This window comes from Blastomonas sp. UPD001, assembly GCF_003426715.1.
In the GTDB taxonomy this organism is placed as follows: Bacteria; Pseudomonadota; Alphaproteobacteria; order Sphingomonadales; family Sphingomonadaceae; genus Blastomonas.
On record NZ_QKVT01000001.1, the window covers coordinates 261,226 to 284,004 of the forward strand.

At 64.7% G+C, this 22,779-nt stretch carries 20 protein-coding genes; 13 read left to right on the top strand and 7 right to left on the bottom strand.

The genetic code is table 11. The annotated features are described in order from the left end of the window. The 3 genes from DM995_RS21575 to grpE all read left to right on the top strand — a co-directional run. A partial coding sequence (locus DM995_RS21575; RefSeq protein ID WP_198669216.1) for a winged helix DNA-binding protein occupies positions 1-507 on the top strand: 507 nt, incomplete at its 5' end. Positions 508-562: 55 nt separating this feature from the next. Next, entirely contained in the window at positions 563-1,603 is a 1,041-nt protein-coding gene (gene hrcA / locus DM995_RS01290; protein WP_116968238.1) for a heat-inducible transcriptional repressor HrcA, read from the top strand. Next, the gene (gene grpE, locus DM995_RS01295; RefSeq protein WP_116968239.1) at positions 1,600-2,214 is read left to right on the top strand and encodes a nucleotide exchange factor GrpE; all 615 of its coding nucleotides are present in this window, start codon (positions 1,600-1,602) and stop codon (positions 2,212-2,214) included. The genes hrcA and grpE overlap by 4 nt, the downstream gene beginning before the upstream one ends. Positions 2,215-2,338: 124 nt before the next feature. On the opposite strand, the gene DM995_RS01300 is transcribed toward grpE, so the two are convergent. Both DM995_RS01300 and DM995_RS01305 read right to left on the bottom strand, forming a co-directional pair. Beyond that, positions 2,339-2,806 carry a vgr related protein gene (locus DM995_RS01300; protein WP_116968240.1) on the bottom strand — a complete coding sequence of 156 codons (468 nt, stop codon included), beginning with the start codon at positions 2,804-2,806 and terminating at the stop codon, positions 2,339-2,341. After that, positions 2,806-3,258 carry a copper chaperone PCu(A)C gene (locus DM995_RS01305; protein ID WP_157973033.1) on the bottom strand — a complete coding sequence of 151 codons (453 nt, stop codon included), beginning with the start codon at positions 3,256-3,258 and terminating at the stop codon, positions 2,806-2,808. Before DM995_RS01305 ends, DM995_RS01300 begins: the two co-directional genes overlap by 1 nt. A gap of 197 nt (positions 3,259-3,455) precedes the next feature. On the opposite strand from DM995_RS01305, the gene dnaK reads away from it, so the two are divergent. Continuing rightward, on the top strand, positions 3,456-5,357 hold the full coding sequence (gene dnaK / locus DM995_RS01310; RefSeq protein ID WP_116968242.1) for a molecular chaperone DnaK: 1,902 nt from the start codon (positions 3,456-3,458) through the stop codon (positions 5,355-5,357). A gap of 117 nt (positions 5,358-5,474) precedes the next feature. Then, complete coding sequence (gene dnaJ, locus DM995_RS01315) at positions 5,475-6,611, top strand: molecular chaperone DnaJ (RefSeq protein WP_116970269.1); 1,137 nt, start codon at positions 5,475-5,477, stop codon at positions 6,609-6,611. 25 nt (positions 6,612-6,636) lie between these two features. Here the strand turns inward: dnaJ and aguB are convergent, their stop codons facing one another. The 5 genes from aguB to DM995_RS01340 form a co-directional block, all read right to left on the bottom strand. Then, a complete protein-coding gene (aguB, locus tag DM995_RS01320) occupies positions 6,637-7,485 on the bottom strand; it encodes an N-carbamoylputrescine amidase (protein WP_116968243.1) in 849 nt (282 codons plus the stop codon). Then, on the bottom strand, positions 7,482-7,838 hold the full coding sequence (locus DM995_RS01325; protein WP_066275343.1) for a DUF3147 family protein: 357 nt from the start codon (positions 7,836-7,838) through the stop codon (positions 7,482-7,484). The genes aguB and DM995_RS01325 overlap by 4 nt, the downstream gene beginning before the upstream one ends. Before the next feature lie 59 nt (positions 7,839-7,897). Beyond that, a complete protein-coding gene (locus DM995_RS01330; RefSeq protein WP_116968244.1) occupies positions 7,898-8,746 on the bottom strand; it encodes a class I SAM-dependent methyltransferase in 849 nt (282 codons plus the stop codon). Between the two features lie 82 nt (positions 8,747-8,828). Continuing rightward, positions 8,829-9,827 carry an agmatine deiminase family protein gene (locus tag DM995_RS01335; RefSeq protein ID WP_116968245.1) on the bottom strand — a complete coding sequence of 333 codons (999 nt, stop codon included), beginning with the start codon at positions 9,825-9,827 and terminating at the stop codon, positions 8,829-8,831. Between the two features lie 4 nt (positions 9,828-9,831). Beyond that, entirely contained in the window at positions 9,832-11,511 is a 1,680-nt protein-coding gene (locus tag DM995_RS01340; RefSeq protein ID WP_116968246.1) for a M28 family metallopeptidase, read from the bottom strand. A 245-nt stretch (positions 11,512-11,756) separates the two neighbouring features. Between DM995_RS01340 and DM995_RS01345 the strand changes: the two genes are divergently transcribed. The 8 genes from DM995_RS01345 to DM995_RS01380 all read left to right on the top strand — a co-directional run bounded on the left by DM995_RS01345 (position 11,757) and on the right by DM995_RS01380 (position 22,747). Further along, the gene (locus DM995_RS01345; protein WP_023837665.1) at positions 11,757-12,398 is read left to right on the top strand and encodes a sigma-70 family RNA polymerase sigma factor; all 642 of its coding nucleotides are present in this window, start codon (positions 11,757-11,759) and stop codon (positions 12,396-12,398) included. Between the two features lie 55 nt (positions 12,399-12,453). After that, a complete protein-coding gene (locus tag DM995_RS01350; RefSeq protein WP_116968247.1) occupies positions 12,454-15,174 on the top strand; it encodes a bifunctional [glutamine synthetase] adenylyltransferase/[glutamine synthetase]-adenylyl-L-tyrosine phosphorylase in 2,721 nt (906 codons plus the stop codon). A gap of 16 nt (positions 15,175-15,190) precedes the next feature. Then, positions 15,191-15,655, top strand: a complete 465-nt coding sequence (locus DM995_RS01355; RefSeq protein ID WP_116968248.1) for a peroxiredoxin — start codon at positions 15,191-15,193, stop codon at positions 15,653-15,655. Between the two features lie 426 nt (positions 15,656-16,081). Then, positions 16,082-16,750, top strand: a complete 669-nt coding sequence (locus tag DM995_RS01360) for a M23 family metallopeptidase (RefSeq protein ID WP_023837662.1) — start codon at positions 16,082-16,084, stop codon at positions 16,748-16,750. Positions 16,751-16,946: 196 nt separating this feature from the next. After that, positions 16,947-18,485 (top strand): acyl-CoA synthetase, encoded by a 1,539-nt coding sequence (locus tag DM995_RS01365; RefSeq protein WP_116968249.1) that lies wholly within the window; start codon positions 16,947-16,949, stop codon positions 18,483-18,485. A 3-nt stretch (positions 18,486-18,488) separates the two neighbouring features. Beyond that, the gene (locus tag DM995_RS01370; RefSeq protein WP_116968250.1) at positions 18,489-19,781 is read left to right on the top strand and encodes a cytochrome P450; all 1,293 of its coding nucleotides are present in this window, start codon (positions 18,489-18,491) and stop codon (positions 19,779-19,781) included. A 110-nt stretch (positions 19,782-19,891) separates the two neighbouring features. After that, positions 19,892-21,319, top strand: a complete 1,428-nt coding sequence (locus DM995_RS01375) for an aldehyde dehydrogenase family protein (protein ID WP_116968251.1) — start codon at positions 19,892-19,894, stop codon at positions 21,317-21,319. Between the two features lie 255 nt (positions 21,320-21,574). Further along, positions 21,575-22,747, top strand: a complete 1,173-nt coding sequence (locus DM995_RS01380; RefSeq protein WP_116968252.1) for an acetyl-CoA C-acetyltransferase — start codon at positions 21,575-21,577, stop codon at positions 22,745-22,747. Positions 22,748-22,779: the final 32 nt, after the last annotated feature.

The following is a 22,779-nucleotide window of genomic DNA, read 5'->3' on the forward strand; positions in this document are numbered from 1 at the left end:
CGCGCGCGGCTCCAGTCGCTGGCGAGCGAGCTTGCGCGGCTGGCGGAGCAGCTGGGTGCGCTGTCAGAAGAGGGCAGGGGGGACGAGACCGGCCCTGCGCTGGCCGATCGCAGTCACGCCTATCAGGCCGAAGAGCCGCTCGATCGCATCGCAGCCAGACCGCCCAGCGCTCAGCGGGTCCGTCATCTGATCGCCATGCGGCGGTTGCGCGATCGTTACTTCCCGTCCGATCTGTTCGCCGATCCGGCCTGGGACATTCTGCTCGACCTGACGGCGTCGCGGCTCGAGAAGAAGCCGGTTTCCGTCTCCAGCCTGTGCATCGCCGCCGCTGTGCCTCCCACGACCGCGCTCCGCTGGGTGCGCATGATGACCGACCAGGGGCTGCTCGAGCGGCGCGCCGATCCCGCCGATGCGCGGCGCATGTTCGTGGACCTTTCCGATGCCGCCTACGCCAATGTGTGCGGATGGTTCGCGCTCGTGGAGCAACGCGGCGGCCTGGGCGTGTGATCGCCGACACGCGTGCCATCTTGGCAGCCGGGGCAGTTCTGCCTAACTTGAGCGCATGACCAGTCCGTTCACCGAACTGAACGACCGCGCGCGCGACGTCTTCCGCATCGTTGTCGAAAGCTATCTCGAAACCGGTCAACCGGTGGGATCGCGCACGATTTCCAAGACGTCGACGGTCAACCTGTCGCCCGCCTCGATCCGCAACGTGATGCAGGATCTCGAGGAGCTGGGCCTGCTGGCCGCGCCGCATACCAGTGCGGGGCGCATGCCGACCGAGCAGGGGCTCAGACTCTTTGTCGATGGGATGATGCAGGTCGCCGAGCCTTCGGCCGAAGAGCGTGCGGCAATAGAGAAGCAGCTCGAAAGCGCAGGGCCGATCGAGGCCGCTCTGGCCGCCACGACCCAGGCGCTGTCGGGCCTGTCGGCCTGCGCCGGGATCGTGATGGTGCCGCGTCGCGAACCGGTCCTGCGCCAGATGAACTTCGTCCGGCTGTCGGACAACCAGGTATTGGCAGTGCTTGTCGGCCATGATGGCAGCATCGAGAACCGCGTTCTCGAGATGGATCGCCGCGTGACGGACAGCATGCTGGTCCAGGCGGGCAATTTCATCAGCGCGCGGCTGTCCGGTCGAAGCCTCCCGCAAGCGCTGGCCGCACTGGAAGCCGAAATCCTGAACGAGCGCGCCGCGCTGGACGATGCCAGTTCCGATCTCATCCGGCGTGGTCTCGCGATGTGGTCGCGCGACGGTTCGGACCGTCCGGTGCTGATCGTGCGCGGCCAGGCCAATCTGCTCGACAACGAGGCGGTGGCCGATCTGGAACGCGTGCGGCGGCTGCTCGACGAGCTTGAAGCGATGCAGGACATTGCCCATCTTCTCGACAGCGCGCGCGAGGCAGGGTCGGCCCGGATCTTCATTGGAGCGGAAAACAAATTGTTTTCGCTTTCAGGGTCATCCGTGATAGCGGCGCCCTATCGTGACGGCGAAGGCCGAGTGGTGGGCGTGGTCGGTGTGATCGGCCCCACCCGCCTCAACTATGCGCGGATCGTGCCGATGGTGGACTTTACCGCGCAGAGCCTGACCCGATTGTTGAAATGAGCAGGAACAACGTGATTCAGGACGAAACCGTGACACAGAACGACCCCAGCAAGACCGCCGATCTCGATGCCGAAGCGGCAGCCGAACTCGAGGGCGTGCCGGACAGCCTGAAGGAACAGGGCGACGGCCAGGCGGCGCTGGAAGAGCGCATTGCCGCGCTCGAAGCGCAGCTTGCCGAGGCGAAGCAGGACGTGCTCTATGCCCGCGCCGACACGCAGAACGTTCGCCGTCGGCTGGAAAAGGACGCGCAGGACGCACGCGCCTACGCGGCGACCGGCTTCGCGCGCGACATTCTCTCGGTTTCGGACAATTTGACCCGCGCATTGCAGGCGATCCCCGAAGACGCGCGCAATGACGAGGCGTGGAAGGGGCTGGTCGTCGGGCTCGAAGCGACGGGCCGCGAGCTCGAAAGCGTGTTCGGCAAGCACGGCATCTCGCGCATCGCCGCGATCGGCCTGCCGCTCGATCCCAACCAGCACCAGGCGATGATCGAACTGCCCAGCGACGACGCAGAGCCTGGCACCGTGGTGCAGGAACTGCAGGCCGGCTACATGATCAAGGACCGCCTGCTGCGCCCCGCGCTGGTCGCGGTGGCGAAGAAGCCGGATTGATCCACCGAGCCGATTGAACTTCACGTCATTCCCGCGAACGCGGGAATCCCGCTTTTTCGCGAGCGTTGCGCCAGAAGCGGGACCCCCGCCTACGCGGGGGTGACGGGGTGGGTCAAAGCGGCCGTCAGACCGGAAACGGCACGATCTGGCGATAGGTCTCGATCGAAGGCGCGCCCGCGACCTTCACGCCCTGGCGTAGCATGAAGGCATGGCGGACCAGCTCCGCCTGCTGCTCGATGCCGTATTTGCCGAAACGCTGTCCGGGCTTGATCGCATAATCGTATCGGCAGAACGGGTGGCGCTTCAGCGGCAGGAAGATCCCCTGCTGGTACTGCCAGACATGCACCATCTCGTGAATGAACAAGGCTTGTCGCGACAGGCTTGCGCAGCTGAAATCGTCGCAATAGGCGGTCCCGCGGGGGTGGAAATGGATATGCCCCATCGGTGCCATGATGGTGCGCTTCGGCTGGAAGAAGATCCATTTCTTCAGCCGGATGCGCACCCGATCATAGGCGATGGCATCGCCGAAGACGGAACGCGACAGATCGATTTCCGCCCTGGTCAGCGGCCGGTCAATCGGCGCAATCGCCATCAGTGCGCCATGCCGTCATGCGGCTTGAGCGCCTTCAGGGCGGCATCGACCTCGATCTTCTCGCCATTGGAGAAGGAGAACAGGAACGTTGCCTTGCCCGCCTTGCGCGCCGCGGCATCGACGCCCCAGACCATTACATGCTTGCCGCCACGCTCGAACTCGACCTTGCCGCGCGATGGCACCGCGACCGCGGTGATCGGCTTCATCATCGACATGCCGTTTTCCTCGACCGTCTCATGCATCTCGAGCCGCAGGATGTTGGGCGAACTGATCGAGCGCAGCACGGTATCCGAAGGCCCGCCCCGGATCGTGAAATAGAGCACGGAAGGGCTGTCCGCGACCGGCGAAAGCTGGAGCTCGGCCTTTTCCACCAGCAGCTGCGCGGGCGGCTGGCACCCGGCGAGCAACGCCATCGCAAGGCCTGTGATAAGCAGCGTGAGTGTGCGCAGCATCGGTGAATTCTCCCTCATCATCCTGTGCCGGAACGGGCCGGATCGGCCATGGCGGTGATGTAGATACTGCGATGCCTTGTGCCAAGCGAAAGCCATCCTATATCCGCCGTCGGGGACGGAATTGCCGGATGCTTGGGGGCATGACGGCGGTTCGTATTCTTTCATCTGCATATCGAAAGTTACGTGGGAAAAGCATTATGGCAAAAGTAATCGGTATCGACCTTGGCACCACCAACAGCTGCGTGTCGGTGATGGACGGCGACAAGCCCAAGGTGATCGAAAACGCGGAAGGCGCGCGCACCACGCCGTCGATCGTCGCCTTCACCAAGGATGGCGAGCGCCTCGTCGGTCAGCCGGCCAAGCGCCAGGCCGTTACCAATCCGGAAAACACCGTGTTCGCGGTCAAGCGTCTGATCGGCCGTCGTTTCGACGATCCGCTGACCAAGAAGGACATGGAGCTTGTGCCCTACAGCATCGTCAAGGGCGGCAATGGCGATGCCTGGGTCAAGGCGGGCGGCAAGGATTATTCGCCTTCGGAAATCAGCGCGTTCACGCTGCAGAAGATGAAGGAAACCGCCGAGAGCTATCTGGGCGAAACCGTCACTCAGGCGGTCATCACCGTTCCGGCCTATTTCAACGACGCCCAGCGCCAGGCGACCAAGGACGCGGGCAAGATCGCGGGCCTTGAAGTGCTGCGCATCATCAACGAACCGACTGCGGCGGCGCTCGCTTATGGTCTCGACAAGAACGACGGCAAGACCATCGCGGTCTATGACCTTGGCGGCGGCACGTTCGACATCTCGATCCTCGAGATTGGCGATGGCGTGTTCGAGGTGAAGGCGACCAACGGCGACACCTTCCTCGGCGGTGAGGATTTCGACTCGAAGCTCGTCGAATTCCTGGCCGAAGACTTCAGGAAGGCCGAAGGCATCGACCTCACCAAGGACAAGCTCGCGCTGCAGCGTCTGAAGGAAGCCGCCGAAAAGGCGAAGATCGAGCTGAGCTCGGCACAGACCACCGAAGTCAACCTGCCCTTCATCACCGCCGACCAGAACGGTCCCAAGCATCTGGTGAAGACCATCAGCCGCGCGGACCTCGAGAAGCTGGTCGCCGACCTGATCAAGCGCACGCTCGATCCGTGCAAGAAGGCGCTCGAAGATGCCGGCCTCAAGGCGGCGGACATCGACGACGTCGTGCTCGTCGGCGGCATGACCCGCATGCCGCGCGTGCGCGAAGTCGTGAAGGAATTCTTCGGCAAGGAACCGCATACCGGCGTGAACCCCGATGAGGTCGTCGCCATGGGCGCGGCGATCCAGGCGGGCGTGCTGCAGGGCGACGTCAAGGACGTGCTGCTGCTCGACGTGACCCCGCTGTCGCTGGGCATCGAGACGCTGGGTGGCGTGTTCACCCGCATGATCGACCGCAACACCACGATCCCGACCAAGAAGTCGCAGACCTATTCGACCGCTGACGACAATCAGCAGGCGGTGACGATCCGCGTCTTCCAGGGCGAGCGCGAAATGGCGGCGGACAACAAGCTGCTGGGCCAGTTCGACCTGGTCGGCATTCCGCCGGCACCGCGCGGCGTGCCGCAGATCGAGGTGACGTTCGACATCGACGCCAACGGCATCGTCAACGTTTCGGCCAAGGACAAGGGCACCGGCAAGGAACAGCAGATCCGCATCCAGGCATCGGGCGGTCTCAGCGACGCCGATATCGACCAGATGGTCAAGGATGCCGAGCGCTTTGCCGAGGAAGACAAGAAGCGCCGCGAGGCTGCCGAAGCCAAGAACAACGCCGAAAGCCTGCTGCACAGCACCGAAAAGCAGCTGGAAGAGCATGGCGACAAGGTCGATGCTGCCACCAAGGGCGAGATCGAGACCGCGATTGCCGAGCTGAAGACCGCGGTCGAGGGCGGCGAAGCCGATGCGATGAAGTCCAAGACCGAAGCGCTGGCGCAGGCCGCGATGAAGCTGGGGCAAGCGATCTACGAGAAGGAACAGGCGGCAGCTGCCTCTCCGGCGGCCGAGGCTGCTCCGGCTGAGGACAATGTCGTCGACGCCGAGTTCTCGGAAGTTGACGGCGACGCGAAAAACTGATTGCCGGATTGATGTTCGACAGTCCGGCCGGGCGGGACTGCGGGGCAGGGGTGGTTATTGCCACCCCGGCGCCGCGATCCCGCCCGGTCGCTGCATGATGAATCGCGACCCATGACCATGACCACAGCCAAAGATTATTACGAGCGCCTGGGCGTTTCGCGCACCGCGGACGACGCCACGCTCAAGTCCGCCTATCGCAAGCTGGCGATGCAATGGCATCCGGACCGGAACCCCGGCGATACCGAGGCGGAGGCCCGGTTCAAGGCGATCAGCCAGGCTTATGACACCCTGAAGGACCCGCAGAAGCGCGCGGCCTATGATCGCTATGGCCATGAAGCGTATGAAAGCGGCATGTCCGGCGGCGGTGGTGGCCATGGCGCTGCGGGCGGCTTTTCCGATCTGGGCGATATTTTCGATACCATTTTCGGCGGCGGCTTTGGCGGAGCAGGCGGTCGGCGTGGCCCCGTTCGCGGCGCGGACCTGCGATATGACATGGAGATCACGCTCGAAGAGGCCTATCATGGCAAGGCGAGCGAGATCACCATCGATGTCGCGGCGACCTGCGACACCTGCGACGGATCGGGCGCGGAGCCTGGCACCAAGGTGCGCACCTGCAACCTGTGCGGCGGCAGCGGCAAGATGCGCGCGCAGCAGGGCTTTTTCGTGGTCGAACGGACCTGCCCGAACTGCCATGGCAGCGGCCAGGTGATCGAGAACCCCTGCCGCACCTGCCGCGGCGAGGGCCGTGTGGACAAGCAGCAGACCTTGTCGGTCGATATTCCGCCCGGCGTGGACAACGGCACGCGCATCCGCCTTTCGGGCAAAGGCGAGGCGGGTCCCAAGGGTTCGCCGCCGGGTGACCTCTACATCTTCATCCACGTCGCGCGGCACCGCATTTTCGAGCGCGACGGCACCACGCTGATCACGCGCTGTCCGATCAGCATCACGACCGCTGCCCTCGGCGGCGAGCTCGAGATCCCCGGCCTCGACGGCAAGCGTCACCGGATCAGCATTCCCGCCGGCATCCAGTCGGGCAAGCAGCTGCGCCAGCGCGGCGCGGGCATGCCGGTGCTGCAGGGCCGCGGCACGGGGGACATGGTCATTCAGATCGATGTCGAGACGCCGACCAGGCTCAGCGCCCGCCAGAAGGAATTGCTGCGCGAATTCCAGGCGACCGAGACCGGTCAGGAAAGCCCGGAAAGCACCGGCTTCTTCGCCAAGCTCAAGGAAATGTGGGACGGAATCGGCGAATAAGGCCGGACTTCTCCCGCCTTATCGGTCAGATGTCCTCGGCGAGCCGCCCGTAGAGCTGCGGGCGGCGATCGCGGAAAAACCCCATCCCGGCGCGGTGCTTGCGCGCCTGGGCAAGATCGAGCGTCGCGACCAGCACGCCGGTTTCCTCCGCGCCATATTCGAGCACCAGGTCACCCCATTCGTTGGTGATGAAGCTGTGCCCGTAGAAGCTCTGATTGCCCTCGGTGCCGATGCGGTTGCTGGCGATCACGGGCATGCAGTTCGACACCGCATGGCCCTGCATCGCGCGCCGCCACATGCGGCTGGTGTCGAGGTCCGCGTCATAGGGTTCCGAGCCAATCGCGGTCGGGTAGAAGAGCAGCTCCGCCCCCATCAGCGCCATTGCGCGCGCGCATTCGGGATACCATTGGTCCCAGCAGATGCCGACGCCGATCCGCGTGCCGCACACGTCCCAGACCTTGAAGCCCGTATTGCCCGGGCGGAAATAATATTTCTCCTCGTACCCCGGCCCATCGGGGATATGGCTCTTGCGATAGACGCCCATGATCTCGCCATCGGGATCGATCATCGCCAGCGAGTTGTAATGATGCGGCCCATCGCGCTCGAAAAAGCTGGTGGGGATCGCAACCTTGAGTTGCTTGGCCAGCTTCGCCATCGCGCGCACGCTCGGGTGCTCGGCGGTGGGGTGCGCGGTGGCAAACAGGCCTTCGTCCTCGACCTGGCAGAAATAAGGGCCCTCGAACAGTTCGGGGGGCAGGATGATGTGCGCGCCCTTGTCGGCCGCGTGCGCGACAAGATCGCTGACGGCATCGATATTCTCGGCCAACCCGCCGCCCAGCGGCAGCTGCAGGGCAGCGACGGTAATCTCGGTCATAGCGAAACGTTGATCCCAATGCGGGGCAGGAGCGCGACCATGCCCAGATACAAGATAATGGTGAGGCCGCAGCCTGCGCCCAGTGACAGCCAGAAGCTCACGCCCGAGCGGAGCATCCAGGGAATGAGCAGGAACATGGGCAGTGTCGGCAGGAAATACCAGAAGGCGGCAGAGACATAATTGGCCACCAGCTCGCGATCCCCGCTGTCGTTCCACAGCCAGATCATGCCGAGCGTCGAGACCAGCGGGATCGAGGCGATCAGGCCGCCCAGCCCCGGGCTTCGCCGCGAAACTAGCGCGATGATCGCAACCAGAATGCCCGAGATCACCGCTCGCAGGACAAAAGCGCCCATCATCGCCCCCCGGCGTCAGTCGCTCGCCGCCAGCCCGATGACCGGCGGCGAGCCCAGCGTCACTTCTTGCGGAAGAGCATGGTCATGCGGTCGGATTCGCCGATCGCGGCATATCTGGCCTTGTCCTGGTCCTTCAGCGCGTAATTGGGCGGCAGCGTCCAGACGCCATCGGGATAGTCGGCCGTGTCCCTGGGATTGGCGTTGATCTCGCTCTTGCCGACCAGTTCGAAGCCGTGCTTCTCGAACATGGCGATGACATCGGCTTCCTTGAGATAGCCCTTCGAACCATCGGTATAAGCGGCGGGTGCATCGGCCTTGGCGCGGTGCTGCTCGATGCCAATCATGCCGCCGGGCTTGAGCATCTTGTGCATCGCGTCGAGCTCGCTGCCCAGGATGCCCCAGCGGTTCATGTTGTGCAGCATCCGCAGGATCAGGATGCGGTCGACCGTGCCGTTGAGTTCGGCGGGGACAGCGTTGGTGACATAGGCATGGATCTTGTCGGCCGCGATGCCGGTCGCCTTGGCGGCGCGCTCGGGATAGCTGGTCGGATAGGCCGCCATCTGCGCCTTACGCTGCTCGTTGAACGACGCGGCGGTCGGCGAGACGCCGAGCGCGACATACTTGCCGCTGGTGGCGGTCAACGGGGCAAGGATCTTGCTATACCAGCCGGCATCGGCGGCATATTCGGCGACCACCATGTTCGGGCCGACCTGGAAGAACTCGAGCGTCTCCTTGGGGTGGCGATATTGGTCGCGCGCCTTGTCCTCGCCGCGCAGATCCGCGGCGACGGCGGCATCGATCGCGGTCGAGGCGCTGGTGCTTGAAGCCTGGGCAGCGATCGCGGGAGCGGCGGCCATTAGCGGCAGGGCAGTGCCTGCGATCAGGGCAGACAGGATCATGGTGCGCATGGGGGGCAATCCTCTTTGTGGTTGATGTTGGGGAACATAGGACGGATCCTGCAACCGGCTATACCCGGCACCGCTGATCCGATCAATCGAGCAGCGGCATCTGCTGGCTGGCGCAGTGGAAGCTCCCGCCGCCGGCCAGCACCGCGTCGGCCCGCAGGCCGATGGTCTTGCGATCGGGAAAGCAGGCACCGATCGCCGCGACCGCAGGGCCGTCCGAGGCGGTGCCATAGGTCGGCACTACGACCAGATGGCTGGTGATGGCGAAGTTCATATGGCTCGCCGGTTGGACCTTCATTTCGCCCTCGGCATCGACTCGCTCGACCAGGCCGGGCGAGGGGATCGGCACGACCTTCAGTCCGAAGGCTTCGGCGCGAAGTTTCGCATTGGCATAGATTGCCGCGTTGGGATCGTCCTCGCCGCTCGCCACCGGTAGCGCGAGCGTCCCCGGCGTCACGAAACGCGCGAGATTGTCGACATGCCCATCGGTATGGTCGTTGATCAGCCCGTCGCCCAGCCACAGCAGCCGCTCGATCCCCAGATCGCGCCGCAGCCGCGCCTCGATCTCCTCCCGCGTCAGATGCGGGTTGCGGTTGGGGTTGAGCAGGCACTGTTCGGTAGTGACGCCGAGCCCCGTGCCGTCGACATCGATTGCGCCGCCCTCGAGCACCCAGTCGGCCATGGCGCTGTCGAGGCCGGCCTCATCGGCGAGCAGCCCGCCGATCTCGGTATCGCCGGGCATCACATATTTGCCGCCCCAGCCGTTGAAGCCGAAACGCTGCGCAACGGTCGCGCCGCTCGCGCTGCGCACGACCAGCGGCCCTGTGTCGCGCAGCCAGATATCGCCATAGCGATGGACGCAAAGCGTTACCGCGTCGCCCGCCAGCTCGCGCGCCAGTGCCGCATGCGCTTCGTCGGGAACGACCAGCCGCGCTTCCTGCCCGCTCTCGGCGACCGCGCGCGCAAAGCTCGCGATCTCCGCCTGTGCCGCGGCAAGGAAACCGTTCCACTCGTCGGCCAGATGCGGAAAGCCGATCCAGATCCAGCGCTGCGCGGCCCATTCGGGCGGCATGATCTGCGTCATCGGATCAGCGGCCCGCGCGGCTCTTGTCGCGCATGGCGCGGAACTCGTCACCTTCCACCCAGTTCGGCCAATCCTTCGACATCGCCAGGCTCCGACCGATGCTGTAATAGAGCGACAGGTCGTCGATCACGCCCGACCAGTCCCAGTTCGGGTTATACTCGTCCTTGGGGCCATGATAGCGGTTGACGGTATAGTCCTTGCCCGCCGCTTCGCCCGCGGCCTTGCCGCCATTCACCAGATCGTCGCCGCCATCGATGTACAGCATCGGCACGCCCTGCTTGGCGAGGCTGAAATGGTCCGAGCGGTAGTAATAGCCGTTCTGCGGCATCGGATCGGCCTCGGCCACCCGGCCTTCCTTTGTCAGCGCGGCGGCGAGGAAATCGTCGAGCTGCGACTTGCCCTTGCCGATCACGGTGACGTTGCGCGCCTTGCCGGCCATCAGGAACGCATCCATGTTGATGCCGCCTGCGGTCTGGCTCAGCGGATAGACCGGGTTCTCGCCATAATAGGCCGATCCGAGCAGCCCCGATTCCTCGCCGGTGACCGCGAGGAACACGACGCTGCGATCGGGCGCGCCCGCCTTGCCGAACGCTTCGGCCAGCGCCACCAGCGCGGCGGTACCGGTCGCGTTGTCGACCGCGCCGTTGCAGATATCGTCGCCGTCATCGGCGGGCTTGCAACGGCCCAGATGGTCCCAATGCGCGGTATAGAGCACATATTCGTCGGGACGCTTCGCTCCGGGCAATATGCCGATGATATTGTTCGACACGGTCGTCTCGATCGCATTGGCGAACGACACCGAGGCCTTGACGCCCAGCGGAACGGCCTTGAAGCCCTTGCGCTTGGCGGCCGCGCTCAGCGTCGCGAGATCCTGGCCCGCGCTCGCCAGCAGCCTTTCGGCGGCCTCCTTCTGGATCCAGCCATTGGCCCGGGTCTCGCTCGCGCCCTTGTCGGCGCTCTGCGCGAAGAATTGCGGGCCGGTCCAGCTCGATTCGACCACGCCCCAGCCATAGGCGGCGGGGACCGTATCGTGCACGATCAGCGCGGCGGCAGCGCCCTGGCGCGCGGCCTCTTCGTACTTGTAGGTCCATCGGCCATAATAGGTCATCGCCTTGCCGCCGAATTCGCCGTTGAGGTCCGCGCTGTCATAATCGGGATCGTTGACCAGGATGATGACGGTCTTGCCCTTCACATCGAGCCCGGCATAGTCGTTCCAGCCCTTCTCGGGCGCGTTGATGCCATAGCCGACGAACACAACGTCGCTGTTCGCAATGTCGATAGTCGGTGCCTCGCGATAGGTGCCGATCACCATGTCCTTGCCATATTCGAAGCTGAGCGGCGTCTTGCCGCCCGTGATGGTCAGCGGGCTGATCTTGCCGGCCTCGATGCTGACCAGCGGCACCTTCTGCAGCCAGCTGTCCCCATTGCCCGGCTTGAGCCCCGCCTTGGCAAATCGGTCGGTCAGCAGCGCGATGGTTTTCTGTTCACCGACGCTACCGGGCGCTCTGCCCTCGAACGCGTCGGACGAAAGCATCCGCGTGACCTCTTTCATCGTATCGACTGATACCGGCTGGGGGGCTGTTTCCGGAATGTCGATCGACGTCGTCTGCTGAGCAGCCAAGGGGCTGCCCGCCAGCAGTGCGACAGGTGCGCATGCGATTTTGAACAGGGTCTTGAGAAACATGATCGCTCTTTTCGCCGGAGGAAGGGATGCGCGGACGCCTTGCCCGCGATGGAGCGCTGTTTGCCAGCTACGCGCGGGGCAGGCAAGCGGATCGCTCGCGCGTTCGTCGAGCCATGCTTGTGATTTGCAACGAATTTCCCTAACGCATCAGGAAAGCTTAACATGGGTGAGTGACAGGCGCGCGTCGGCCATTTCGAATCGCCGCCGGTCTTCCGCTGAACGGTTCAAGATCAGGCCTTTTTGCTATGGCGTTTGACACCACTGCCGACGCCGCGCCCGAGACCGGCCCCCCGCTCGACGACGAGGCTTTCAAGGCGCAGCTGGCCTCGCTGATCCCGCATCTGCGCGCCTATGGCCGTTCGCTCAGTGGCAATCGCGATGTCGCCGACGATCTGGTTCAGGATACCATGCTCAAGGCCTGGGCCGCGCGCGGCCGCTTTGCGGCGGGCACCAACATGCGTGCCTGGACCTTCATCATTTTGCGCAACAGCTTTCTGTCGCAGCGTCGCCGCGCTCGGTTCACCACCGAATGGGACGATGTCGTCGCCGACCGTATCCTGTCGATGCCGGCTGGCCAGGGTGACCAGCTGCATCTCGCCGATGTGCAGCGCGCCTTGATGCAATTGCCCGAAAGCCAGCGCGAAGCCCTGATCCTGGTGGGGGCGGGGGGGTTCTCCTACGAGGAGGCTGCCGACATTTGCGGCGTGGCGCTGGGCACGATCAAGAGCCGGGTCGCGCGTGGGCGCGCCGCGCTGGCGGCGCTGATCGAGGAAACCGGGAATGGCGAATCCCGCATCGAGCGCACCACCGATCCGATGGCCGCGATCATGGCCGATGTCGACCGCGTCAGCGGCGGGCTGCTAGGGCGCGGCGGCGACGAAGACTGAACGACCCGCGCCGCGCCGATTGCCTCGCGCACCGGGGGCGGCTAGCAGCGGGTTCATGCTGACGACTCCCGGTCTTGCCGACGCAATGCAGCGCGCCGCGCGCCACGCCCCGTTTCTGGCTGCCGCGATGGAGCGCCAGCCCGGTCTGATCGACCAGCTCGACAACGAGGGGCTTGACGCAACGCTCGCTGCGCTCGGCGAGCAGAGGCCCGATCTTCCCGTCGCCGAGGCGCTGCGCCGCAGGAAGAACGGTCTGGCGCTGGTGCTGGCGCTTGCCGATCTGGCGGGGCTCGTCAGCGTCGACAGGGTCACGCGCGTCCTGTCCGATTTTGCTGATCAGGCGCTCGATGCGGCGCTCGCCGATATCTTTGCGCGGCGGACACCCGGGGCCGAGGTGGAGGGCTTTGCAGTGATCGCACTCGGCAAGCATGGCGGGCAGGAGCTCAACTATTCGTCGGATATCGATCCGATCTTCCTTTACGATCCGGCAACCCTGCCATGCCGTCCCCGCGAAGACGCAGCCGATGCTGCGCAGCGTATTGCGCGGCAACTCATTGATCTGATGAGCCAAAGGGATGGCAAAGGCTATGTCTTCCGGATGGATCTGCGGCTGCGTCCGGCGGCCGAGGTCACCCCGCTTGCGATCCCCGTCGATGCGGCGCTGTCGCATTATGAATCGCAGGCCCTGACCTGGGAGCAGGCCGCCTTCATCCGCTCGCGCGCCGCAGCGGGCGACCGCGTGCTCGGACGCTATTTCATGGATGCGCTACGCCCGTTCATCTGGCGGCGCTCGCTCGATTTCGGCACGATCGACGAAATCGCGGCGCTGACGCGTCAGATCCGCGACCATTACAACAAGGGCCAGCAGCTCGGCCCCGGCTTCGACCTCAAGCGCGGGCGCGGCGGCATCCGCGAGGTCGAATTCTTCACCCAGGCGCATCAGCTCATCCATGGCGGACGCCACCCGGCCTTGCGCGTGCGCTCGACGCTGGACGCGCTGGCGGCGCTGGCCGCGCAGAGCATCATCCTGGATAACGAGGCGCAGCTTCTGGCAGCACACTACCGCACGCTGCGTACCTTCGAGCACCGGTTGCAGATGGTCGACGATCAGCAGACGCACAGCCTTCCCAGCGATCCCGCTGCGCTGGACAATGTCGCCAGGCTGCACGGACTGGCCGATGGCCAGGCGATGATCGCCGCGCTCCAGCCGGTTACCCGCGATGTCGCGGGTGTGTATGACGGATTGATCGCCTCGCAGCGCGGACACGGCGAGGATGCGGTCATCCCGCTCAGCAATGATCCCGAACTGCTCGCCGAAGCGCTGGCCCATGCGGGGCTCGATCAGCCCGAGGCTCTGGCCGAGCGGGTGCAGGCGTGGCGCGGCGGCGCGGTGCGCGCGCTGCGCACGGCGGCAGGGCGCAAGGCGTTCGAGGAGGTCTTGCCCGCGTTGCTCACGGCCTTTGCCGACGCGCCCGACCAGACGGCGGCGCTCAACCGGTTCGACGATCTGCTGCGGCAGCTCCCCAGCACGGTGAACGTGTTCCGGCTGCTCCAGGCGCGGCCTGCGCTGATGCAGACGCTGGTCGACATATTGAGCCATGCCCCGCCGCTGGCCGAATCGCTGGCGCGGCGCGGCGATCTGCTCGACGGATTGATCGATGCCAGCGCCTACGATCTGGTGGGCAGCGTCAAGCAGATTGCCGAGCGCCTGGCGCGCGAGGAGCCGGGCGACGATTATCAGCAGCGGCTCGATGCGGTCCGCGTCCGCGTCGGAGAGATGCGCTTTGCGCTGGGCGTGCAGCTGATCGAGGGGCGGCACGACCCGGTCGCGATTGCCGGCGGTTATGCGCGGGTGGCCGAGGCGGCGATCTGCCGGCTCGCCGATTGTGCGATCAGCGAATTCACCGCGGTCCACGGACGGATGCCCGACAGCGAGCCGGTTATCCTGGCGCTGGGCAGGCTCGGCGGCGGCGCGCTTACCCATGCGTCCGACCTCGACCTCATCTTCCTGTTCAGCGGCGAGATCGGGCGCGAATCGGATGGCAGGCGCCCCTTGGGCAGCACCCAGTATTACAACCGGCTGGCACAGCGGATCATCGCGGCGCTGTCCGTGCCGACGGCGGCGGGGGCGCTCTATGAGGTGGATACGCGGCTCCGTCCGAATGGCGCGCAAGGACTGCTGGCGGTGTCGTTCGCCAGCTTTGCCGAATATCAGCGCGATCAGGCCTGGACCTGGGAGCATATGGCGCTGTGTCGGGCGCGGGTGGTCTACGGATCGCAGGAGAGCCGGGCGCGGCTCGATGCGATCATCGGCGAGGTGCTGCACGCTCCGCGCAATCCGGACGAGGTCCGCGCCGCGGCGCTCAAGATGCGCGAGGACATTGCCACGCACAAGCAGCCGCTCGGGCCGCTCGACGTGAAGCTGCTGCCCGGCGGACTGGTCGACCTCGAGTTCATCGTGCACACGCTGCAATTGACGCACACGACCGGGTTCCTGCCCGACCTGCGCGAGGCAATCGATGCGCTAGTCGCGCAGGGGCTGGCCGATCCGTCGCTGGCGGTCGCGCATGATCTCATGACCCGGCTGCTGGTCACGCTGCGGCTGGTCGCTCCCGATTGCAGCGAGCCGCCCCCGGCAAGCCAGGCTCTGATAGCGCGCGCCTGCGGCTCGGTCGGCTGGGAGGCGCTAATCGGCGAAATCGAATCTGCGCGCGCCAGTGTTCAAAGCGCCTGGCAGCACCTATTTGCCGCGAGCGCGCCTGGAACCAGCGCTTGAGAGAGAAGGACAGACGATGACCGATATTGGCGACACCATCCCCGACATTGCGCTGACGGCGCCCGATGGCAGCAGCGTTTCCGCCGCCGACTATGCCGGGAAGGCCTGGGTCCTCTATTTCTACCCCAAGGACGATACCAGCGGGTGCACCAAGGAAGCGCAGGAGTTCAGCGCGCATCTGGCCGAGTTCGAGGCGGCGGGCGTGTCGGTGCTCGGCGTATCGAAGGATCCGCCGAAAAAGCATCAGAAGTTCATCGAGAAATACGGGCTGACCGTGCCGCTCGCCAGCGACGCAGAGAGCGATGGTCTGGCTGAGGCGATGGGCGTTTGGATCGAGAAATCGATGTACGGCAAGAAATATATGGGCATGGATCGCTCGACCTTCCTGATCAGCAAGGACGGCAAGGTCGTGCGCGCATGGCGCAAGGTGAAGGTGGCAGGTCATGTTGCAGACGTGCTCGCCGCCGCGCGGGCGCTCTGATTTGAGGTAAGCGAATCGCGGTTAACGACAGGGGCTCGCCGATGCATCCGGCGGGCCCCTTTTTCGTGCAATGGCGGAAATTTCCAATCGAGGACGTGTCGGACGGGCTAAGGCCGACGCCATCCCGCCCGCCGAGCATTCCGATTCTTGTGCGCCAAGAGCTCGGATTCGGGCCAAAATCCAGCCCGTTCACCTGCGATTAAACGATTCAACGCGCCTGCCAGACGCTTCAACGCGCGGTCGGCGGTTGCGGGTTGCGGTGCACAAAGCTTTCACTCTACCCATGCTCCAACGAAATCGGAGGGAAGGGGTTCCAACGATTTTTGTGTTTTTGTGCTCCGCCTCGCACGAGGCGCCGGAGCACGAAGGACAGCCGCAAGGTCCGAACGGCCCGGCGGTTGCCCTGCAACAAGGTGCTGAATATTCATGGTCGCAACCAGAATTGTCGCAACGGTCCTTACCACCACCACAGCCGGTCTGCTGTGCGCTGCATCACCGGCTTTTGCTGAAGGCAATGCCACCGACATCGCCGCCGCCGTCCCGCAGGTTTCTGCCGACGGTGCTCTGGGAGCCCAGGATACCGAATTCCGCGCCCTGTTCGCCGACTGGAAATCGATGGAAAAGCGCGACACCGGTCGAGTCTCCATCCCTTCGCGCAAGCCCGTCGACAGCTTCAGGCTGACCAGCCAGTATGGCTTCCGCGCCGATCCTTTCGCCGGACGCCGCGCCCGCCACAAGGGTCTCGACATGGCGGGCCCGATCGGAACGCCGATCTACGCGACCGCCGATGGCATTGTCGGCCGTGCGCAGTGGGTCGGGGGTTACGGCCAGTATGTCGAAGTCAACCATGGTGGCGAAATCCAGACGCGCTACGGCCACCTCAGCCAGATCCTGGTTCAGCCCAACCAGCGCGTCACCAAGGGCCAGGTCATCGGTCTGATGGGATCGACCGGCCGCTCCACCGGCAGCCATCTGCACTATGAAGTGCGCATCGCCGGAAACTCGGTCAACCCGATGCCTTTCATTTCCTCGCGCGATTATCTGCTCGCCATGCAGGATGGCGGCAAGGTGGCCCTGGGCGGTCCCGCCGAATAATCGCTCCGCACTGTCCGCAAATCTTGACATCAAGCGCCGGTTCTCCGGCGCTTTTTGTTTGTCCGCCACATGAGCGCGCGCTTTGCCGTTGCTTTAACCGGGCGATTAAACAATGATGCCCTCATTATCGGGAATCGTTCCGGAACACGCCGAACGGCGGGACGGGCCTTTCCCTTGATCAGGAGGGAATGTCGCAATGCATCCATCGGTCCACGCCCGGAATCAGCCCGACAAGCCGGCGATCATCATGGCGGGTACGGGGCTGGAGGTCAGCTATGACGCGCTCGATCGCCGGTCGAACCAGGTCGCGCAATATCTCCGCCAGCAGGGCATCGGCATTGGCGACACGGTGGCCCTGTGCCTCGAGAACCGGGCGGAATATTTTGATATCGTCTGGGGCGCGCAGCGCGCGGGACTGATCTTCGTGGCGATCTCGAACCGGCTGACCGCCGACGAGATCAGCTATATCCTTCACGATAGCGGCGCCAAGCTGCTGTTCACCTCCGGGTATCTCGCGGCCCATCTTCCGGCGATCGCCAGCGCCTGTCCGCAGGTGCCGATCGTCGATATCGACGATTCCGCCGCCGCTTCCGCCATCGCGGCGATGCCCGAGGTTGCGATTGCCGATCAGCGCGCGGGCTCGGACATGCTTTATTCCTCCGGCACCACCGGGCGCCCCAAGGGCGTCCGCCTGCCGCTGCCCGAAGACGGCGACATCGCCGCGAGCAACACGCTGGTCATGCTCGCCCAGGGGGCGTTCGGCTTCGGCCCGGACAGCATCTATCTCTCGCCTGCGCCGCTCTATCATGCCGCGCCGCTGCGCTGGTGCATGAGCGTGCACAAGCTGGGCGGCACCGTGATCGTGATGGAAAAGTTCGATCCCGAGCACGCGCTGCAGCTGATCGAGCGCTACAAGGTCAATGTCAGCCAATGGGTGCCGACACATTTCACGCGCATGCTCAAGCTGCCCGAGGAGGTGCGCAGGCGTTATGATGTGTCGAGCCTGAAATCGGCCGTCCACGCCGCTGCGCCGTGCCCGGTACCGGTCAAGCAGGCGATGATCGACTGGTGGGGACCGGTGCTGAAGGAATATTATGCCGGCACCGAGGGCAATGGCTTCACCTTCATCTCGAGCGAGGACTGGCTGACGCATCAGGGTTCGGTCGGGCGTTCGCTGCTCGGCACGATCCACATCTGCGACGAAGAGGGCAGGGAGGTGCCCGCGCGCACCGAAGGAACGGTCTATTTCGAGGGCGGCAACCCGTTCGAGTATCACAATGACGCGGCCAAGACCAAGGAAGCGACGCATCCCGAGGGCTGGACGACGCTGGGCGATGTGGGCTGGGTCGACGAAGAGGGTTTTCTCTATCTCACCGACCGCAAGAGCTTCATGATCATCTCGGGCGGCGTGAACATCTATCCGCAGGAGATCGAGAATCTGCTGGTCAGCCATCCCAAGGTCGCCGATGCGGCGGTGATCGGAGCGCCTTGCCCGGACATGGGCGAACGCGTCGTCGCGATCGTGCAGCCGCTCGACCTTGCCGAGGCGGGCGACGATCTCGCAGCCGAGCTTAGCACCTATCTGCGCGGTTCGCTTTCGGGCGTGAAGATGCCGCGACAGATCGATTTCCGCGAGGAACTTCCCCGCCATGCCACGGGCAAGCTCTACAAGAGGCTGCTGCGCGATGAATACTGGGCCAAGGCCAGGGCGGCCGAAGCCGTAGCAGGAGCCTGAGCCATGGCGACGATCGCCCCAGCCGTGCTGCCGCCCGAAATCGCCGCGGCCATCGTCAATCCCGTCGCCTATGGCGAATGGAACGGGATCAAGCAAAAGTTCCGCTGGGCGCGCGACAACATGCCCGTCGGGCTGGTCCAGGCCGAAGGCTATATGCCGTTCTGGGCGATCACTCGGCATGAGGACATCATGACGGTGAGCAAGGACAATGCCCGGTTCCTCAACGCGCCCAAATCGGTGGTGCTGGGGCCGGTCGCGGTGCAGATGCTCACGCACATGATCACCGGCGGCAGCCCGCATCTGGTGCGATCGCTGGTCACCATGGATGCCCCCGAGCACATGGATTATCGCAAGCTCACCCAGAGCTGGTTCATGCCCAAGAACCTGGCGGGTCTGGAGGGCAAGATTCGCGGCATCGCGCGCGCTTCGGTCGATGCCATGCTCGCGACCGGCGGCCAGTGCGACTTCGTGCATCAGGTCTCGGCGCTCTATCCGCTGCACGTGGTCATGCAGATCCTCGGGGTGCCGCACGAGGACGAGCCGCTGATGCTCAAGCTGACGCAGGAAATGTTCGGCGGCGAGGATCCCGATCTCAACCGCGCACGCTCGGTCGAGCTGACCCCCGAACAGGTGACGCAATTCGTGATCGAGGCGGTGCGCGATTTCGAGGGCTATTTCATGAAGCTCGCGGCGGACCGGCGCGCCGATCCGAAGGACGATGTCGCCACCGTCATCGCCAATGCGGTGATCGATGGCGAGCCGATCAGCGATCGCAACGCCGCCGGCTATTATATCATCGTCGCGGCGGCGGGCCATGACACCACCTCGGCCTCGACCGCCGGCGCGATGTGGGCGCTGGCCAAGGATCCAGAGCAGTTCGCCCGGATCAAGGCCGATCGCAGCCTGCTGCCCGGCCTGATCGAGGAGGCGATCCGCTGGACGACGCCGGTGCAGCATTTCATGCGCACGGCCGCAGAGGATTGCGAGATCGGCGGGCAGCGCATCGCCAAGGACGACTGGCTGATGCTGTGCTATGTCTCGGGCAATCATGACGAGCGCGTGTTCCCCGATCCCGACCGGTTCGACGCGTCGCGCGGACCCAATCGCCATGTCGCGTTCGGGGCAGGGGTGCATCAGTGCCTGGGCCTGCACCTTGCGCGGCTCGAAATGCGCATCCTGTTCGACGAGCTGCTCGACCGGATCGACAGCGTCGAACTCGCGGGCACGCCGCAGCGCGCGAGCAGCACCTTTGTCGGCGGCCCCAAGACGCTGCCCATCCGCTTCGTCCCGAGTTGAATTGACAGTGGTTTGCGGCGGGCGCTCGGTATAGCGTGCCCGGCGGACTTATATGACAACAGCCCGGATCGTCCGATACCGGGCCGGCATCACAGGAAAGGAATGTTCCGATGGTTCAGCAGTACAGCGTCCTCATCAACGGCAAGCTGGAAAAGCCCGGCAAATGGATCGATGTCGTCAATCCCGCCAACGAGCAGGTGATCGCCCAGGTTCCCGATTGCGGGCAGGAAGAGCTGGACCGCGCGGTCGCGGCTGCGCGCGCTGCATTCAAAACGTGGAAGAACGTGCCGATCGACGAGCGTCGCGCGGTGATCCAGAAGATTTCGGCCGCGATCAAGGCCAATGCCGATGAACTCATGCGGCTGCTGACCAGCGAGCAGGGCAAGCCGCATGCCCAGGCAGCGGGCGAGATCCATGGCGCCGCGGCGATGGCGGCGGCGCAATCGACACTGACCCTGGAGGACGAGATCAACGAGGACAGCGATACCCGCCTCTCGCGCACCCGCCGCGTGCCCGTCGGCGTGGTCGGCGGTATCGTGCCCTGGAACTTCCCGGTGATGATGGCGGTGCAGAAGATCGTGCCGGCGCTGCTGTCCGGCTGCACCATGGTGCTCAAGCCCTCGCCGTTCACGCCGCTCGCCACGCTGCGCATCATCGAGCTGATTGCCGACGAGATCCCGGCGGGCGTGCTTAACGTCATCACCGGCGGCGACGATCTCGGCCCGCTGATCACCTCGCATCCCGATATCGACAAGATCACCTTCACCGGGTCGACCGCGACCGGCAAGCGCGTGATGGAATCGGCGTCGAAGGACTTGAAGCGCATCACGCTGGAACTCGGCGGCAACGACGCCTCGATCGTGCTGCCCGATGCCGATGTCAAGAAGGTCGCCGAACAGCTGTTCTGGTCGAGCTTCACCAATGCCGGGCAGATCTGCGTCGCGGCCAAGCGCATCTATATCCACGAGGATATCTATGACGAGCTGTCCGCCGCGATCGCCGAATATGCCAAGGGCGTGAAGGTCGGCGACGGCGCGGAGCAGGGCACCGCCGTCGGCCCGATCCAGAACAAGAAGCAGTATGAGCGCGTGCTCGATCTGATCCAGGACGCCAAGGACCATGGCTACAAGTTCCTCGTCGGCGGCGATCACGATCCGTCGATCCCGGGCTATTATGTGCCGATCACCATTCTCGACAACCCGCCCGAAGACGCGCGCATCGTCGCCGAGGAACAGTTCGGCCCGGTAATGCCGCTGATGAAATTCTCGACCGTCGAGGAAGCGATCCAGCGCGCCAATGCCTCGGATTACGGCCTGGCGGGTGCGGTGTGGACGGGCAATCCCGAAGAGGGCGTGAAAATCGCCGAGCAACTCGAGACCGGGACCGTCTGGGTCAACGAATATCTCCACCTCTCGCCCTTCGCACCGTTTGCGGGCCACAAGCAGTCGGGCTTCGGTGCCGAGTACGGCAAGGAAGGCCTGCTCGAATTCACCTATCCGCAGGTGATCACGGTCAAGCGCGAGAAGGCGGTGGCTTGAGCCCAATCCTCCCCGAGCTTGTCTCGGGGAGGGGGACCATCCGCAGGATGGTGGAAGGGAGGCGATACCATGCCATGTTTCGCCATTTGCCCCTCCACCGCGACGCTTCGCGCCGCGGTCCCCCTCACCCAGCGAGCTGTGGGAGGATTTTTCTTTCCGTTGACGTAAGCCCCAACGCGGTTTAACCGTTCGATTAAATCCATCGCGGAGTCGGCGTCTGGTTGCCGTCTCGCGCATTCTGCAAGGAGAGGCTTCATGGCTCATGCTTATATCGTAGACGCAGTCCGCACTGCCGGGGGCCGTCGTGGCGGCCGTCTTGCCGGTGTCCATCCGGTGGACCTTGGCGCAGCCGTGTTCGACGCGATTGCATCGCGCAACGACTTCGATCCCAAGGCCATTGACGACGTCATCACGGGCTGTGTCGGTCAGGGCGGCGAGCAGACCATGGACCTCGGCCGCAACGCGGTGCTGGCCTCCAAACTGCCCGACAGCATTCCCGCCGTGACCATCGATCGCCAGTGCGGTTCCTCGCAACAGGCTATGCAGTTTGCCGCGCAGGCGGTGATGAGCGGCACGCAGGACATCGTGCTGGCGAGCGGCATCGAGAGCATGACCCGCGTGCCGATGGGCACGCCTGCGGTGCTTTTCATGAAGGCGGGCCTGGGCAACTACAAGTCGGCCCGTCTCGAAGAAGCGTTTCCCGGTGTGATGTTCAGCCAGTTCGACGGCGCGGAAATGATCGTCAAGAAGCACGGTCAGACCAAGGAACAGCTCGACGCCTATTCGCTCGAAAGCCACCGCCGCGCCGCTGCCGCGACCCAGGCGGGCGCCTTCGACAACGAGATCGTTCCCGTCGAGATCGAAACCCCCGAGGGCAAGGAATGGCACAAGGTCGATGAGGGCATCCGCTTCGATGCCTCGCTCGAGGGCATTGCGGGCGTGAAGCCGATCTCGGACAAGGGCGTGCTTTCCGCCGCCAATGCCAGCCAGATCTGCGATGGCGCCTCGGCGGTGCTGATCGTGTCCGAACAGGCGCTGAAGGACCATGGCCTCACCCCCCGCGCGCGCATCCACCATGTGTCGGTGACTGCGGGCGATCCGGTGATCATGCTCGAGGAGCCGCTGTTCGCGACCGAGCGTGCGCTGAAGCGTGCGGGCATGAAGATCGACGATATCGATCTGTACGAAGTCAACGAAGCTTTTGCACCGGTGCCGCTCGCCTGGCTGTCCTATCTGGGGGCCAGCCATGACCGTCTGAATGTCAACGGCGGCGCGATCGCGCTCGGCCATCCGCTCGGCGCTTCGGGCACCAAGCTGATGGCGACGCTGCTCAACGCGCTTGAGAAGCGCGGCGGCAAATACGGCCTGCAGACGATGTGCGAAGGCGGCGGCCAGGCCAATGTCACCATCATCGAACGGTTGAGCTGACCTCCAGAGCCCTCCCCTGCAAGGGGAGATGG

Bases quoted from the DNA above. Each gene is read 5' to 3' on its own strand.
- DM995_RS01305 (WP_157973033.1), bottom strand. From the start codon at position 3,258: ATGCTGCGCACACTCACGCTGCTTATCACAGGCCTTGCGATGGCGTTG.
- DM995_RS01340 (WP_116968246.1), bottom strand. From the start codon at position 11,511: ATGTTTCTCAAGACCCTGTTCAAAATCGCATGCGCACCTGTCGCACTG.
- grpE (WP_116968239.1), top strand. From the start codon at position 1,600: ATGAGCAGGAACAACGTGATTCAGGACGAAACCGTGACACAGAACGAC.
- DM995_RS01355 (WP_116968248.1), top strand. From the start codon at position 15,191: ATGACCGATATTGGCGACACCATCCCCGACATTGCGCTGACGGCGCCC.
- DM995_RS01370 (WP_116968250.1), top strand. From the start codon at position 18,489: ATGGCGACGATCGCCCCAGCCGTGCTGCCGCCCGAAATCGCCGCGGCC.
- DM995_RS01360 (WP_023837662.1), top strand. From the start codon at position 16,082: ATGGTCGCAACCAGAATTGTCGCAACGGTCCTTACCACCACCACAGCC.
- DM995_RS01325 (WP_066275343.1), bottom strand. From the start codon at position 7,838: ATGGGCGCTTTTGTCCTGCGAGCGGTGATCTCGGGCATTCTGGTTGCG.
- DM995_RS01330 (WP_116968244.1), bottom strand. From the start codon at position 8,746: ATGCGCACCATGATCCTGTCTGCCCTGATCGCAGGCACTGCCCTGCCG.
- dnaJ (WP_116970269.1), top strand. From the start codon at position 5,475: ATGACCACAGCCAAAGATTATTACGAGCGCCTGGGCGTTTCGCGCACC.
- DM995_RS01365 (WP_116968249.1), top strand. From the start codon at position 16,947: ATGCATCCATCGGTCCACGCCCGGAATCAGCCCGACAAGCCGGCGATC.
- dnaK (WP_116968242.1), top strand. From the start codon at position 3,456: ATGGCAAAAGTAATCGGTATCGACCTTGGCACCACCAACAGCTGCGTG.
- DM995_RS01375 (WP_116968251.1), top strand. From the start codon at position 19,892: ATGGTTCAGCAGTACAGCGTCCTCATCAACGGCAAGCTGGAAAAGCCC.
- DM995_RS01345 (WP_023837665.1), top strand. From the start codon at position 11,757: ATGGCGTTTGACACCACTGCCGACGCCGCGCCCGAGACCGGCCCCCCG.
- DM995_RS01300 (WP_116968240.1), bottom strand. From the start codon at position 2,806: ATGGCGATTGCGCCGATTGACCGGCCGCTGACCAGGGCGGAAATCGAT.
- DM995_RS01335 (WP_116968245.1), bottom strand. From the start codon at position 9,827: ATGACGCAGATCATGCCGCCCGAATGGGCCGCGCAGCGCTGGATCTGG.
- aguB (WP_116968243.1), bottom strand. From the start codon at position 7,485: ATGACCGAGATTACCGTCGCTGCCCTGCAGCTGCCGCTGGGCGGCGGG.
- hrcA (WP_116968238.1), top strand. From the start codon at position 563: ATGACCAGTCCGTTCACCGAACTGAACGACCGCGCGCGCGACGTCTTC.
- DM995_RS01380 (WP_116968252.1), top strand. From the start codon at position 21,575: ATGGCTCATGCTTATATCGTAGACGCAGTCCGCACTGCCGGGGGCCGT.
- DM995_RS01350 (WP_116968247.1), top strand. From the start codon at position 12,454: ATGCTGACGACTCCCGGTCTTGCCGACGCAATGCAGCGCGCCGCGCGC.